Raw genomic sequence first — 14547 nt, 5'->3', positions numbered from 1 at the left:
CGCAGGCATGGGGCAATTTCCGGAAACCCCCTGTCACCGTGTGCCGTCACCGCTCTACCATCGGCTTATCCGTAGCAGGCTCCCCTCCGTTTCTGCCCGACGGCTCGTCAGCATGCCGAGCCCCAAGCCCTACGGAGCATCGGGGGATGCACATGAACAGCGTTCCGCAGCACCTGATGAGCGAGGACCGCCAGGACTACGAGCGGATCCTCGATGAGGCGCTGCGCTCCGCACCACACCGCCCGGACCTGACCGCCGTGGGACAGCGGCTCAACCCCGAACAGCTGCGCACCATGGCGCTGAACGCCACCGCCCTGATCACCGCGGCGGCGGCCACCGAGTACCACTACTACGTGAAGGTGCGCGAGGAACTGCGCCGGCCGGCGCAGTCCACCCCGCCCGTCCAGGAGGACGCCGTCGGCTCCACGGGGCCGGACCCGGACGGGCTGGGGCTCGCCGCCGCCGTGGGAGAGGCCGCCGCGAGCGCCGGGGCCGGCGCCGTCGTCGCGGTGCTCGCCCCCTTCCTCGCCGGTGCCGCCGCGGCGATCTTCCTGCTCGTGGGCTACATCCTCAGGATGGTCAACCCGCGCCAGGCGTTCGCCCGGACCCTCCTGACCACCGGGTGGGTCTTCGGTGCGGTGACCGCGGCGGCGATACTGGTCGCCGCGGTCGGCCTCCTGCTCACCGCTCTGCGCAACGGCTCCTCCGCACATGAGGAGGGGTCCGGGGGCGAGTTGACGGCGGAGGTGGCCCGCGCCAGGGATGCCTGGCGCGAGGCCCTGCTGGAGCGCGGCATCCTGCCGTTCCTGCGCGACGCGCTCGCCGATCCGGGCGCGGCCGCGATGAGCCGGAAGACCCCGGAAACGACGCCCAGCCGTATACCGCACCTCGGCTACGACCGCCCGGGCTTCAGCAGCCCCGACAGCGGCCCCGCCGCGGGACCGCGCCCCAGCTTCTCCAGCCCGGACTTCACCAGCCCGGACTTCGGGGGGCCGGAGCACCGGCCGGAGTGACGGGGGCGGCCTCCGGCCGCCGCGGTCCTCGGACACCGGGTCCGGGAGGCGTCGGACGTGAGGACGTCGCACACCGGGCCGTCCACGGGGGACGGTACCGGTGTCTGCGGCGTGTGCCGGCGCGCGCGCCGGCGCTCCCTCATGTCCTCATGTCCTCACCTCACCGGGCGACGCGACGACGAAGACGTCCCGCTGTGACGCTTCCGCCGGCAGCTCCGCCCAGATCGTCTTGCCCTGTACGTGGTAGCGCGTCCCCCACTGGGTGGCGAGGGTCGCGATGATGAAGAGCCCTCGTCCCGTCTCGTCGACGGTACGGGCGTGCTGCACACGGGGAGCGCTGGTCGCCGCGTCGCTCACTTCGCAGGTCAGCATGCGGTCGCAGATCAGCCGCAGCCGGAGGGGCGGCGCCCCGTGGCGGACCGCGTTGCCGACCAGTTCGCTGACGATGAGCTCCGTGGTGAACGCGGTTTCCTCGTCCGTGCCCCAGCCCTCCAGCCGGCGCCGCACCGCCGCCCGGGCGATCGGGGCGGCCTCCGGGTCCATCGGCAGCGGGACGGTCAGGATCCGGTCCTTCGGCAACGCCTTCACGTGGGTGAGCAGCATGACCGTCTCGTGCGCCGCGTCACGGTCCCTCATGGCGTACGCGATGGTGTCGCACAGGTCCGTGACGGGCTGGCCGCCGCCACGGTCCAGGAGCGGGCGCAGAGCGCCGGACGGCGCCAGTACCTCCTCCGCGAGCGTGGACGTGCCCATCGCGAGGGTGCTTCCGCCGGGAAGAGCGACCGTCGTCGCGGGGAACGGGGCGTTGCCGGTTCCGGCGAGCAGAGGGCCCGGCGGAACGGGCAGGGTCTCCGAGGTGGCGTCCGGGAAGACGGCGACGGGCTCCGCGAGCCCGGCGCGGGCGATCGTACACGTCAGTTCGACAGGGTCGTAGACGGCGATCAGGCAGTCGGCGCTGAGCGGTTCGCGGTGCAGGGGGTCCCCGGGAGGCAGCGCGGCGCGCTCGGCGGCGAGACGGACGGCGGTGTCGTTCAGGCGGGCCAGCAGCTCGTCCGGCTGCAGGTCCAGGGCGGCCAGGGAGTGGATGACCGTCCGCAGCTGCCCCATCGTGGTGGCCGCTGCCATGCCTCGTCCGGCGACATCGCCCACGATCAGCGCGGTCCGTGCCCCGGGCAGCGAGATCACGTCGAACCAGGCCCCTCCGCCCTCGAGACCCGGAAGGTGCAGCTGGCAGACGTCCACGGTGGTCCGGTCTCCGGCCCCTTGGGGCAGGAGCCGGCGCTGGACCGTCGCGGCGATCGTCCGCTCGCGGGTGTACCTGCGGGCGTTGTCGATGCACAGCGCCGCGTGCGCGCACACGTCGGACGCCAATGCGACCTCTTCTTCCCCGAAAGGGTCCTCGGCCTCGTGGCGGTAGAAGCTCACCACGCCCAGCGCCGCACCGCGCAGGGCCAGGGGGACCACGATCAGGGAGTGAGCACCGGAACGCCGGATGGCCTCGGCCCGGGCCGGGTCCGCGGCGAGCCACCGGCTGTCCTCCTCCACGGAGACCAGACGCGGCCTGAGGTCGGACAGCACCCGTGAGAACGGGGTGCCGTAGGGCAGCCGGCGCACATCACCGACCGGGTGGGCCGACATGCGGCCCCGGAAGGCGGCCCGGCGCAGCAGGACGTCCCGGTGCACGGGGGCCGGCGGAGGCTCCTCCCCGCGGACCACGTCCTCGATCACCTCGACCACCGCGATGCCGGAGAAGGACGGGACGACCGCGCCGACGAACTCCTCGCAGACGGCGATGACGTCCAGCCGCTGTCCCACCTGGGTGCGGACCCTGTCCAGGACGGCCAGGCGCCACCGTGCGTTCTCCCGCTCGGTGACGTCGACGGCCGAGGCCACCAGACCCAGCACCTCTCCGCGGGCGTTCTCCAGGCGGATCAAGGACACCGAGTAGGTGCGCCGTCTGGGCCGGCTCGGGCCGTGGACGCCCCGGACGAGCCGGTTCACCACCGCCTCGCCGGTCTCCAGGACCTCGTGCGCCAGTGCCTCCTCCTCTTCGGCGTTCTCAAGGCCGTACGCCTCGGTGAAACGCCGGCCGAGCAGATGCCCGACCGGCCTGTCGTGCAGGGCGCGCGTCGCGGTGTTCATGCGGACCACGCGCAGCTGGTCGTCGAGCACGTGCAGGCCCACCGGGGACTGCGTGAACATCGCCCTCAGGATCGCCACGTCCTGCCCCGTCGCGGTGTCCGCCGCCGCGAACACCTCCCAGCCCACCGAGGCATCCCGCAGTACGGGCTTCACCAGCACCGGGGGGAGGTCCGCGAACCTTTCCCGGCGCCATGCGTCACCGGCCACGGCCTCGTGCATGAGCGCTGCCACGGGACGGCCCACGGCCTCCTCGGCGGACCATCCGAACCGCTCCTCGGCCGGACGCCGCCACTCGAGCACCCGCCCGCTCTCATCGACGAGCATGAGCACGTCGCCGCCAGCCATCGCAAGCACCTCCGGCGCATCCTTGCCCTCCCCGTCCGGACGGCAGGCTCGCTCGCCCCAGAGCTACGCCGATCAGCGGAGCACTCGGTGGAGCCGGCGATGCACCAGAGGGTTCCAGGCTCCCGGATTCCAGGACTCCCAGATTCCAGGGATCCCGGATTTCCAGGGATCCGGGGGCACGCCGGCTCCAGCCGCGGCTACTCGGCCAGGGGCAGATAGAGCCGGTTCCCGCTCGCCGCGAACTCCTTCGACTTCCGCAGCATCCCCTCGGCGATGTCGTCGGCCGTGGCGCCGTCGGCCCGCTCGCCTCCGAACCGCTCCGTGATGCTGTGGCTGATCTTCATCGAGCAGAACTTCGGTCCGCACATCGAGCAGAAGTGGGCCGTCTTGGCCGGCTCCGCCGGGAGCGTCTCGTCGTGGAAGTCCCGGGCCGTGTCCGGGTCGAGGGCCAGGTTGAACTGGTCCTCCCAGCGGAACTCGAAGCGCGCGTCGGACAGCGCGTCGTCCCAGTCCTGGGCACCGGGATGCCCCTTGGCGAGGTCGGCCGCATGAGCCGCGATCTTGTAGGTGATGACGCCGGTCTTGACGTCGTCGCGGTCGGGCAGGCCCAGGTGCTCCTTGGGTGTGACGTAGCAGAGCATGGCCGTGCCCCACCAGGCGATCATCGCGGCACCGATGCCGGAGGTGATGTGGTCGTACGCCGGCGCGACGTCCGTCGTCAGCGGGCCGAGCGTATAGAACGGAGCCTCATCGCAGATCTCCTGCTGCAGGTCGATGTTCTCCTTGATCTTGTGCATCGGGACGTGTCCCGGGCCCTCGATCATGGTCTGCACGTGGAAACGCCTGGCGATACGGTTGAGTTCCCCGAGAGTCCTCAGTTCCGCGAACTGCGCCTCGTCGTTGGCGTCCGCGATCGAGCCCGGCCGCAGGCCGTCGCCCAGCGAGTACGTGACGTCGTAGGCCGCGAGGATCTCGCACAGTTCCTCGAAGTTCTCGTACAGGAAGGACTCCTTGTGGTGCGCGAGGCACCACGCCGCCATGATCGAGCCGCCCCGCGACACGATGCCGGTCTTGCGGTTCGCGGTCAGCGGCACATACGCCAGGCGAACGCCCGCGTGGACCGTCATGTAGTCCACGCCCTGTTCGGCCTGCTCGATGACCGTGTCCTTGTAGATCTCCCAGGTCAGCTCCTCGGCCTTCCCGTCGACCTTTTCGAGGGCCTGGTAGAGCGGCACCGTGCCGATCGGCACGGGGGAGTTGCGCAGCACCCACTCGCGGGTGGTGTGGATGTTGCGGCCGGTGGACAGGTCCATGACCGTGTCGGCACCCCAGCGGGTCGCCCAGGTCATCTTCTCGACCTCCTCCTCGATGGAGGACGTCACCGCGGAGTTGCCGATGTTGGCGTTGACCTTCACCAGGAACCGCTTGCCGATGATCATCGGCTCGCTCTCCGGGTGGTTGACGTTGGCGGGGAGGACCGCACGGCCCGCCGCGACCTCCTCGCGGACGACCTCAGGGGAAACATTCTCCCGGATCGCCACGAACTCCATCTCCGGGGTGATCTCCCCCCGGCGTGCGTACGCGAGCTGTGTCACCGCCTGCCCGTCGCGGCCGCGGCGCGGCTGACGCGGCCGGCCCGGGAACACCGCGTCGAGGTTGCGCAGCCCCCCACGGGGCGAGGTGTGCCTGATCCCGTCGTCCTCGGGACGGACGGGACGGCCCGCGTACTCCTCGGTGTCACCGCGGGCGACGATCCAGTTCTCCCGCAGCGGCGCCAGGCCCCTGCGGACATCGGTCTCGACGAGTGGATCGGTGTACGGGCCCGAGGTGTCGTACAGGGTGACCGACTGCCCGTTGGTGAGATGCACCTGACGGACCGGCACCCGGAGGTCGGAGCGCGAGCCCTCGACATACCCCTTGTGCCAGCCGATGGACTTCCGGACCTCCTGGGACTGGTCTTCCTGAACGGAGGCAGGCGTGCGTGCGTCCTTGATGGTCATGAGACCTACTCCCTACGCCGGCATTACCCGGTAACAGGTTCAGCGGTCGACGCAGCGGTGTCCGCCCGCCGATGTTCCACGTGAAACATCGCGTCTGCGGAGGTCAGCGCCCTCTCAGCCCGGTGCTCCGAGCTCCCGCGTGTGCAAAGGTGGTCTCACGCTAGCGTCTCTTCGGGCAAGCTGAACAGTGGGCCTCACCCGCTCTTGCGATGATTCGGTCCGTGACCACGACACAGCACCCGCCTCCGTCCCTGCCCCCCGAGCCGCCCCACGGCCATGGCCCCGCCGACGGACACGGCCATTCCCACAGCCACGGACACGGCCCCGCCGCCCCCGTGTCGCACCATCTGCGCCGAGTCATCGCCGCGATCCTGATCCCGTTCACCGTGGCGGTCGCGATCGGTCTCGTGGTGCTGTGGCCCGACGGTGTCCCCTCGCACAAGCGCACCGGCGTCGGCTTCGACCGGCAGTCCCAGCAGGCCACGGTCACCAAGGTGGTGGCGTTGGACTGCGGGTCCGTGAACGCCTCGGGGGGCGCACCGACCGGTGACACCTCCGCCGCCGCGGGCTCCTCCGTTCTGCAGGAGCCCAAGGGCGCCTGCCACAAGGCGACGGTGCGCGTCGACACCGGCAGGGACAAGGGCCGTACCTTCACGGAGATAGTCCAGCCCGACCAGTCACGGCAGTTGCATCAGGGCGAGAAGGTCGTGGTCGCGTACGAACCCTCCGCGCCCAAGGACCTGCAGTACTCGGTGACCGACGTGAACCGCTCGTTCCCCATGGCGCTGCTCGCCGGCCTCTTCGCCGTCGCCGTGGTGGTCGTGGGCCGGATGCGTGGCGTGATGGCGCTCGTCGCGCTGGCGGCCAGCTTCCTGCTGCTGAGCCTGTTCATCCTGCCCGCGATCCTGCAGGGCTCGAATCCGCTGCTCGTGGCCGTGGTCGGGTCCAGCGCCATCATGCTGATCGCCCTCTACATGTGCCACGGCCTCTCGGCCCGCACCTCCGTGGCGGTGCTCGGCACGCTCATCTCCCTGTCGCTGATCGGTGTGCTGGGCTCATGGTTCATCGGCTGGGCGGCGCTGACCGGCAACACGGACGACAACACCGGTCTGATCCACGGCCTGTACCCGTCGATCGACATGAGCGGTCTGCTGCTGGCCGGCGTCATCATCGGCTCCCTGGGTGTCCTCGACGACGTGACGGTGACGCAGACCTCCGCGGTGTGGGAGCTGCACGAGGCCAATCCGTCGATGGGCTGGCGCGGTCTGTACCGGGCGGCCATCCGCATCGGCCGCGACCACATCGCCTCGGTCGTCAACACGCTCGTCCTGGCCTATGCGGGTGCCGCCCTGCCCCTGCTGCTGCTCTTCTCGATCGCGCAGAGCAGCGTCGTCACGGTCGCCGACAGCGAGCTGGTCGCCGAGGAGATCGTACGGACCCTCGTCGGCTCGATCGGTCTGGTCGCCTCGGTGCCGGTGACCACGGCGCTTGCCGCCCTCGTGGTCTCGGCGGACCGCCCGGCCACCGTCCCGGCCGCCCGGACCGCGGCGCCCGCCCGCGGGGGACGGGGCCGCCGCCGCAGGCACTGAGGTCGCCGTGCGCCCGGGGTCCACCGCGCCCTGGAGAGGGCCCTGCAGAAGCGTTACGGCACGCGGCTGGGGGTGTGGTAGCGCTGCGAGGAACCGTTACGGCGCCGTATGCCGCGTCAGCCCGCGCTCTGTTCCTCCGCCAGGATGCGGTCCAGGGCCTCCTCCAGATGAGCGTCGAAGTCCGCGAGGGAGCCCTCCTGTCCGAGGGGCACCAGCTTGTCCGTGCGGTCGAGGAACGCCACGAGGGGCACAGCCCCCGACCGGAACAGCGCCTGGTCGGCGCCCACCTGGAGCCGGATCAGCACATCGCCGAAGCTGTCCCGCTCGGCGGGAGAGATGCGCACATCCCCCTCCCCGCACGGCCGGCCCACCCCGTCGACCAGCAGCTCACGCCCGAAGGCCCAGGTCACGGGGGCATCACCGGGCAGATGGAACGTCAGCCGCACGGCATAGGGATCACACGTGTCGTAATGCAGTTCCACCGGAATGCGGAACGAGAGCTCCTCCGACACGAGAAAGCTCATCATGACCTCTGCCTGCACCGACTCGCGCATCGCCTACCCCGTCAGTAGCCGTCGACTGGCCAGGAATGATCGCCCTGACACCTGCTGAAAGTTTGCTGAAAGTACACGGCAGATCACAAGGAGTGAGTTTTCAGATGCTGATAGAGAGCGCGCGTGTCCCCAGCAGCCTGCCGGCCTCCGCCTGCAACCGGCGTGCCGCGGGCAGCAATCGGTCCGCCTGGCGGCACGGCAGGGAGATGGCCACCGCCGCTGCCGTCGCCCCCACGGTGAGGGGAATCGCGGCACAGACCGTCCCGAGCGCGTACTCCTGGCGCTCGATGACGGGTTCCATCCGCCCCAGGCCCCCCAGTCGCCGCAGCAGCGTCTGCTCGTCGCGCACGGTGTACGGGGTGATCGGCTGCACGGGGTAGCGGTCGAGGTGGTCCCGGCGGGCCTCCTCGTCCAGCTGGGAGAGCAGGCACTGGCCGATCGCGTGGGCGTGCGCGGTCTCGCGGAAGTCGGCCCACTCCGCGACCGCCGGACAGGCAGGGGAGTCGGCGACGCTGAGGACCTCGATCTCCCCCTCGCGGTAGACGGCGTAGTACACGGGTACGCCGATGGAATCACGCCATTGTGCGAGCGCTTCGTTCACCATGCTGCGACGTTTCTGCTGAGCCGCTGCGCCGCTCAGACGCTCGGCCGCCTCCCCCAGGAAGAACAGACCCTTCTCGCGGCGCAGATAGCCCTCGTGGGTCAGGGTCCGCAGCAGGTGGTACGCCGTGGGGAGGGCCAGGCCGACCTCGCGCGCCAGCTGCTTGGCGGGGGCCCCGTACTCGCGGGCGGCGACCGCCTCCAGCAGCCGCATCGCCCGCTGCACGGATCCGATGAGGGTGGTGGAGTGCGCTTGCACGGGCGGAAGGTGGGCCTCCGCCGGTGAGGTGCGCCGCTGTGCGGGCGGGGTGGGCGGGGCTGATGGGTTCACGGGTGCGGTGCCGACCGTGGCCAAGGTCACTCCCGGAGACGCGAGGAGGACCTCCCGTGCGGCGACACGGGAGGGGATGCGCCGCGCGCGGGGCCTGCCGCGCGTCGAGCTCCGGACTTTAACGGTCGGCCGCCGCCCGCAGACCGCGTCACCGTGAAAACTTCCCCCACCCGAGGGAACCTCAGATTCCTGTTACCGCACGCCCGTTACCGCACGCCCGGCGGCCCCGCGGGTTCAGGGCCGGCCGGCCTCACCAGTCGCCGCGTGACGACGAGCTCGACATGAACTTCCGCACGACGTAGATCAGACCGCCGACCAGCGCGACGAAGAGCAGCACCTTGAAGAGCAGCCCGATGACGATGCCGATGACGCTCACTATCACGCTGCCGAAGACGACCAGGGCGATGACCGGCACCGCGACCCACTTCACCCACCACGGCAAACCCGCGAAGATCTCTCGCATCGCCTCGTCCTCGTCTCTCCGCCCGTTGCCCCGCGACTCCTTCGGGGGCTGCGCTGTCCGGGTCCTTCGGTGTCCTGCCTTCGATGCTAGGGCCGCCAGGGGCCGGAACGGGCGACTCGCGTCCCTTGTCCTCCCCTGATCCTCCCCCTAGGGAACCCCGGGACGGGGCTCAGCTCTCGGGCGGAGAGAACACGACCAGAACCCTCAGGTCCTCGGTGATGTGGTGGAACTTGTGGGCGACCCCCGCGGGCACGTACACGACGCTGCCGCGGGCGACCTGGGTGGTCTCCAGGCCGACGGTGATGGAGGCGCGGCCGCTGACGACGAAGTACACCTCGTCCTGCTGGTGCGGGTTCTGGGGGTCGTGGTCACCCGCGTCGAGCGCGTACAGGCCGACCGACATGTTCCGCTCCCGGAGGAACTGGAGGTAGGCACCCTCGTTGGCGGCGCGCTCCGCCTCCAGTTCGTCCAGCCGGAATGCCTTCATCGTTCTTGCCCGCCCTCGCTCGGTACTCACCACGGATGCCGTCTGCCACGATCAGACACATGAAGAATTTCGTAGTCAAGACGATCGCCAACGCGGGGGCCCTGGCCGTCGCGGTCTGGCTGCTCGACAAGATCACCCTGACCGGTTCGAGCACCGGCAAGAAGGTCGGCACCCTGCTCGTCGTCGCCCTGCTCTTCGGCCTGGTGAACTTCCTGGTCAAGCCGGTCGTGAAGGTGCTGACGTTTCCCCTGTTCATCCTGACGCTCGGCCTCATAACCCTGGTCGTCAACGCCCTGATGCTGCTGCTCACCTCGTGGCTGGCGGGCAAGCTGGACCTGAGCTTCCACGTAGAGGGCTTCTGGACCGCCGTCCTCGGCGGCCTGATCATCTCGGTCGTCTCCTGGGCGCTGCACGTCGTCCTGCCCGACGAGGACTGAGTGAGCCGCATGCCCTATCGCGTCTGCTTCGTGTGCACCGGCAACATCTGCCGCTCCCCGATGGCCGAGTACGTCTTCCGCGCACAGGTCGAGGAGGCCGGTCTCGACGGCCTCGTGGAGGTCGACAGCGCGGGCACGGACGGCTGGCACGAAGGGGAGGGCGCCGATCCGCGCACCGTCGCCGTCCTGAGGGAGAACGGCTATGACAGCGATCACACCGCACGCCGCTTCCAGCCGTCCTGGTTCTCCCGCCTCGACCTGGTGATCGCCCTCGACGCGGGGCACCTCAAGGCCCTGCGCCGCCTCGCGCCCAGGCCCGAGGACGCGGCGAAGATCCGGCTGCTGCGCTCGTACGCCCGCCCGTCGCCCGAGGGCGCCGCGCAGGCCCCTTCCGTTCGCGCCGCCGACGACGACCTCGACGTGCCCGACCCGTACTACGGGGGGATGGACGGCTTCGAGGAGTGTCTTGAGATGGTGGAGGAAGCGAGCCTCGCTCTGCTCGCCGTGGTACAGGAGCACGTGGAAGGACGGGCGGCATGAACCCGGAGGACACCGGCTCGTCCGGCCAGGGCATCGGCGACGGCACACGCGCGGTACGGGCCGGGCTGCCCGAACCGGTCAAGTACGAGCCGGCCCTGCCGGGTCCCGTCTTCGCCGCGCACTACCACCTGCCCGGCGAGCCGACCGGCCCCTACACCTACGGGCGGGACGAGAACCCCACCTGGTCCCGACTGGAGCGCGCCATCGGCGAGCTGGAGGCACCCTGCGAAGACGGCGCCGAGACACTCGTTTTCGCCTCCGGCATGGCCGCGATCTCGGCCGTTCTCTTCTCCCAGCTGCGCGCCGGCGACGCCGTGGTGATGCCCGACGACGGGTATCAGGCACTGTCCCTGGCACGCGAGCAGCTGACCGCGTACGGCATCGAGGTACGGACCGCGCCGACCGGCGGCGACGCCCAGCTCGGCGTCCTCGACGGAGCACGGCTGCTGTGGGTCGAGACTCCTTCGAACCCCGGTCTCGACGTCTGCGACCTGCCGCGGCTGGTGGCCGCGGCGCACGCACAGGGCACCCTCGTCGCCGTCGACAACACGCTGGCGACCCCGCTGGGCCAGCGCCCCTTGGAGCTGGGCGCCGACTTCTCCGTGGCCAGCGGCACCAAGATGCTCACCGGGCACGGGGACCTCCTGCTCGGATACGTGGTGTCCCGGGACGCCGGCCTGATGGCCTCCGTACGGCGCTGGCGCAAGATCGCCGGCGCGATCCCGGGCCCCATGGAGGCATGGCTGGCGCACCGCTCCCTGGCCACGCTCCACTTGCGCGCCGACCGGCAGACGGCCAACGCCCTCGCGGTCGCCGAGGCGCTGCGCGGCCGGCCGGAGGTGACGGGACTGCGCCATCCCGGCCTTCCCGACGACCCCTCGCACAAGACCGCAGCGCAGCAGATGCGGCGCTTCGGATGCGTGGTGTCGTTCTGTCTGCCCTCACGCGCGCATGCCGACGGTTTTCTGGACGCGTTGCGCCTCGTAGACAGCGCGACGAGTTTCGGAGGCGTACGGTCCACCGCCGAGCGGCGTGGACGGTGGGGCGGTGACGCGGTGCCCGAAGGCTTCATCCGCTTCTCCGCGGGCGCCGAGGACCCGGAGGACCTGGTGGCGGATGTACTGCACGCCCTCGACGCGTCGGCGCGGTGACCAGGTCCCGAGCGGCGGCCGGTGCTCCGGCTGCGCACGGCGCGGACCGCGACTCGCTGCCTTCGTGGCCCCCGCTACGGACGGCGGACGGTCCGAGCCTCCCCCCTCGTGGCTCGGACCGTCCCGGTTCTGCGCGCGAAGAACCGCGCGAACTAGGCTAGTTGACTCTGTGTCAGTGTCCAATCACGCTAGCGACAGAGACCTATCGACTTATTTATAGTTGGCGCGGTCGGGGGTGCGGGGAGGGAAGGGAGCACCATGGATCTGGCCCTGCTGCGGACCTTTGTGACCGTGCACCGGGCCGGCTCCTTCACCCGCGCCGCCGCGCTCCTCGGCCTCTCCCAGCCGGCCGTCACCTCACAGATCCGCACCCTGGAACGGCAACTGGGCCGTCCCCTCTTCCTGCGCCAGGCGCGCGGGGTGACCCCCACGACCATCGGCGACGAACTCGCGCACAAGGCAGCACCCCACCTGGACGCCCTCGTGGAGATCGCCCAGACCGGTCTCGACGACCACGCGTCCGTGCGCACCCTCCACCTCGCCGGCCCCCCGGAGTTCACCGCCGAACGCGCCCTGCCCGCACTCGCGCAGCTGACCGGCGGCAACGGACCGGGACTCGCCCTGCGCGCCTCCTTCGGCAACGCCGACGAGACGCTGGAAGGACTCGCCGCCGGACACCACGATCTGGCCATCACCACGACCCGGCCACGTGGCGCCCTGCTCACGGCGACCCCGCTCTGCGACGAGGAGCACGTGCTGGTCGCCGCCCCGCGCCTGGCTTCCCGCGTCGGCCTCGGGAAGCTGCGCCGCAAGGGTGCGCCCGCCCTGGAGAACTTCCCGATGGCGGAGGTGCACGAGTCGCTGCCGTTCGTCTCCCGCTACTGGGCCTCCGTCTTCGACTCCCGTCCGGCCGCCTCCGGCACCGTGATCGTCCCCGATCTGCGTGCCGTCCTCGGCTGTGTCGCCACCGGTGCCGGACTCGCCGTACTGCCGCGCTACCTCTGCGCCATGGCACTGGAACGGGGCGACGTGGTGGCCCTCCACGAACCGGCGGTGCCCCCGCTGCGGACGTACTTCCTCGTGGTCCGCACCGGGACGCTGGCCATGCCGCACATCGCCCGGGCGCACGAGTGGCTGCTGCAGTCGGCGGCGGACTGGGACTGATCGCCCACGGGGAGTGACGGCGGAGAACACGGCGGCAAGCAGGCGCAGGACGGGTCTCCGACCAGTGCGTACGACGGCACGGGCCCTCCACCGTCCGGCATCGTCCAGCGTCATCCGGCGTTCACTCGGGGTTCGGCTCTATGTGGGGTCCGGGATGTTTCACGTGGAACGGGCTGGGCCACATTTCACCCATGACCGTTCGTCCCGTGGTCAAGCGCACCGCCCGCGCCATCCTGCTCGATGGCGAAGACCTCATCCTGATCAAGCGGACCAAGCCCGGCGTCGATCCCTACTGGGTCACCCCGGGTGGCGGGGTGGAGCCGTCGGACCCGACCGTCGTCGACGCGCTCCACCGGGAAGTGCACGAGGAACTCGGCGCAAAGATCACCGACGTGGTGCCCTGCTTCGTGGACACGGTCGAGCACATCGGCGAGGACGGCGGTGCGACCGGTGTGAAGGTCCAGCACTTCTTCGTCTGCCATCTGGAGTCCATGGACGAGCGACTCCGGCACGGTCCCGAGGTGGAAGAGCCCACCGGCGAGTACGAGATCGTGCGGGTCCCCTTCACCCGTGTCGGCATCGCGTCCGTCCATCTCGTACCGCTGTCGCTGCGGCACTACCTCGACGGCAACATCGAGGGCGTACGGGCCATGCACGCGCCTGACCTGGGTTGACCTCTCCACTGTCGTCTCGGGACACAGCAGGCTGGGTCTGCGCCGTTTCACGTGAAACATCCGCCGTGTACCGCATGTACCAGCACACCCTGGCTGAAAGCGTGTCCCTCAACCACAAAACGGTGGACGCCGCCCGTGGAGGTCGGACAGCCTGCCCTGCGTGCCGACGTCTTCTCTCGCCGCTCTGCCCATCCGCCGACTGACACCCCGGGACCTCACCGCCTGCGCCGACCTGTCCGAGGACCGGGGCTGGCCCCGGGAGGAACACAAGTGGGGCCTGCTCCTCACCGCTGGGAAGGGATACGGCATCGACGACCCCGAGAGCGGTCTGGTCACCGCCTGCGTCGTGACCGAGTACGGCTCCCGGCACACTCCGGATCTGTGCGGCATCGGCATGGTGCTCGTTGCCGAGCGGCATGCCCGCCAGGGCGTCGGCCGCCGGCTGATGCGGCATGTGATGGCAGAGTGTGGAACCTCCCCGCTCACCCTGTACGCGACCCCCAACGGCCGTCCCCTCTACGAGGAACTCGGCTTCAAGGTCACTGGCAGCTCCGAAATGGTGCGCGGGTACTTCACATCCGGTGGACGACCGTCCACCGTCGCCACCCGGCCCGCCACCGCCGACGACCTCACCACCCTGATCCGGCTCGACGGCGACGTCTTCGGCGTCGACCGCACACACATGATCACGCGACTGCCCGCCTTCGCCGACCATGTGCGGGTCGCCGAGGAGAACGGACGCATCACCGGGTACGCGGCCGCCTGGCCCAACATGGACACACAGGTCGTGGGCCCGCTCATCGCTCGCGACCCGGAGACGGCCAAGGCACTCGTCGCCTCCCTCGCCGCCGCCACGGACCGCCCACTGCGCACCGACGTCGATGTGCGGCACGCAGACCTGCTGGCATGGCTGAAGGAGCGCGGTCTCGCCTCCGTCGGCTGCAACGCGGTCATGACGCACGGTCTCCCGAAGCTGCCCGGCGACTGGAGACGGCGCTTCGCTCCCTTGACGGTGGCGGCGGGCTGAGGCCTCGGACGCACCCGTGCGCCCCGGCCG

At 70.5% G+C, this 14547-nt stretch carries 14 protein-coding genes; 8 read left to right on the top strand and 6 right to left on the bottom strand.

The genetic code is table 11. The features are described 5' to 3' along the window. Positions 1-146 precede the first annotated feature (146 nt). Positions 147-1013, top strand: coding sequence for a hypothetical protein (locus ACZ79I_RS20200; protein WP_471498901.1), 867 nt, complete (start codon positions 147-149; stop codon positions 1011-1013). Positions 1014-1160: 147 nt separating this feature from the next. Here ACZ79I_RS20200 and ACZ79I_RS20195 read toward each other — a convergent pair whose 3' ends face one another. Then, positions 1161-3500, bottom strand: coding sequence for a SpoIIE family protein phosphatase (locus ACZ79I_RS20195; RefSeq protein ID WP_471498900.1), 2340 nt, complete (start codon positions 3498-3500; stop codon positions 1161-1163). Positions 3501-3697: 197 nt separating this feature from the next. Next, positions 3698-5500, bottom strand: a complete 1803-nt coding sequence (thiC, locus tag ACZ79I_RS20190) for a phosphomethylpyrimidine synthase ThiC (RefSeq protein ID WP_471498899.1) — start codon at positions 5498-5500, stop codon at positions 3698-3700. Positions 5501-5721: 221 nt separating this feature from the next. On the opposite strand from thiC, the gene ACZ79I_RS20185 reads away from it, so the two are divergent. Next, positions 5722-7089: a YibE/F family protein gene (locus tag ACZ79I_RS20185; RefSeq protein ID WP_471498898.1), complete on the top strand. Its 1368-nt coding sequence runs from the start codon at positions 5722-5724 to the stop codon at positions 7087-7089. 116 nt (positions 7090-7205) lie between these two features. On the opposite strand, the gene ACZ79I_RS20180 is transcribed toward ACZ79I_RS20185, so the two are convergent. The 4 genes from ACZ79I_RS20180 to ACZ79I_RS20165 all read right to left on the bottom strand — a co-directional run bounded on the left by ACZ79I_RS20180 (position 7206) and on the right by ACZ79I_RS20165 (position 9524). Beyond that, positions 7206-7643, bottom strand: coding sequence for an SsgA family sporulation/cell division regulator (locus ACZ79I_RS20180; RefSeq protein WP_471498897.1), 438 nt, complete (start codon positions 7641-7643; stop codon positions 7206-7208). Positions 7644-7743: 100 nt separating this feature from the next. Next, positions 7744-8598 carry an IclR family transcriptional regulator gene (locus ACZ79I_RS20175; protein ID WP_471498896.1) on the bottom strand — a complete coding sequence of 285 codons (855 nt, stop codon included), beginning with the start codon at positions 8596-8598 and terminating at the stop codon, positions 7744-7746. Between the two features lie 226 nt (positions 8599-8824). Then, positions 8825-9037, bottom strand: coding sequence for a DUF5326 family protein (locus ACZ79I_RS20170; protein ID WP_471498895.1), 213 nt, complete (start codon positions 9035-9037; stop codon positions 8825-8827). A 169-nt stretch (positions 9038-9206) separates the two neighbouring features. Further along, entirely contained in the window at positions 9207-9524 is a 318-nt protein-coding gene (locus ACZ79I_RS20165; protein WP_471498894.1) for a cupin domain-containing protein, read from the bottom strand. Positions 9525-9583: 59 nt separating this feature from the next. Here ACZ79I_RS20165 and ACZ79I_RS20160 point away from each other — a divergent pair, with 59 nt between their 5' ends. The 6 genes from ACZ79I_RS20160 (at position 9584) to ACZ79I_RS20135 (ending at position 14517) form a co-directional block, all read left to right on the top strand. Beyond that, entirely contained in the window at positions 9584-9961 is a 378-nt protein-coding gene (locus ACZ79I_RS20160) for a phage holin family protein (protein ID WP_471498893.1), read from the top strand. 9 nt (positions 9962-9970) lie between these two features. Beyond that, positions 9971-10501, top strand: a complete 531-nt coding sequence (locus ACZ79I_RS20155) for a low molecular weight protein-tyrosine-phosphatase (RefSeq protein WP_471498892.1) — start codon at positions 9971-9973, stop codon at positions 10499-10501. Continuing rightward, positions 10498-11652 (top strand): cystathionine gamma-lyase, encoded by a 1155-nt coding sequence (locus ACZ79I_RS20150; RefSeq protein WP_471498891.1) that lies wholly within the window; start codon positions 10498-10500, stop codon positions 11650-11652. Before ACZ79I_RS20155 ends, ACZ79I_RS20150 begins: the two co-directional genes overlap by 4 nt. A 258-nt stretch (positions 11653-11910) precedes the next feature. After that, positions 11911-12816, top strand: coding sequence for a LysR family transcriptional regulator (locus ACZ79I_RS20145; protein ID WP_471498890.1), 906 nt, complete (start codon positions 11911-11913; stop codon positions 12814-12816). A 191-nt stretch (positions 12817-13007) separates the two neighbouring features. Beyond that, the gene (locus ACZ79I_RS20140) at positions 13008-13490 is read left to right on the top strand and encodes an NUDIX domain-containing protein (RefSeq protein ID WP_381083868.1); all 483 of its coding nucleotides are present in this window, start codon (positions 13008-13010) and stop codon (positions 13488-13490) included. Between the two features lie 160 nt (positions 13491-13650). Further along, positions 13651-14517, top strand: a complete 867-nt coding sequence (locus ACZ79I_RS20135) for a GNAT family N-acetyltransferase (protein ID WP_471498889.1) — start codon at positions 13651-13653, stop codon at positions 14515-14517. The last annotated feature ends 30 nt before the right edge of the window (positions 14518-14547 follow it).

The organism is Streptomyces sp. PSU-S4-23 (assembly GCF_055632315.1).
Note: the sequence above shows the minus strand (reverse complement) of the source record. Positions and strands in the feature narration are given on the sequence as shown.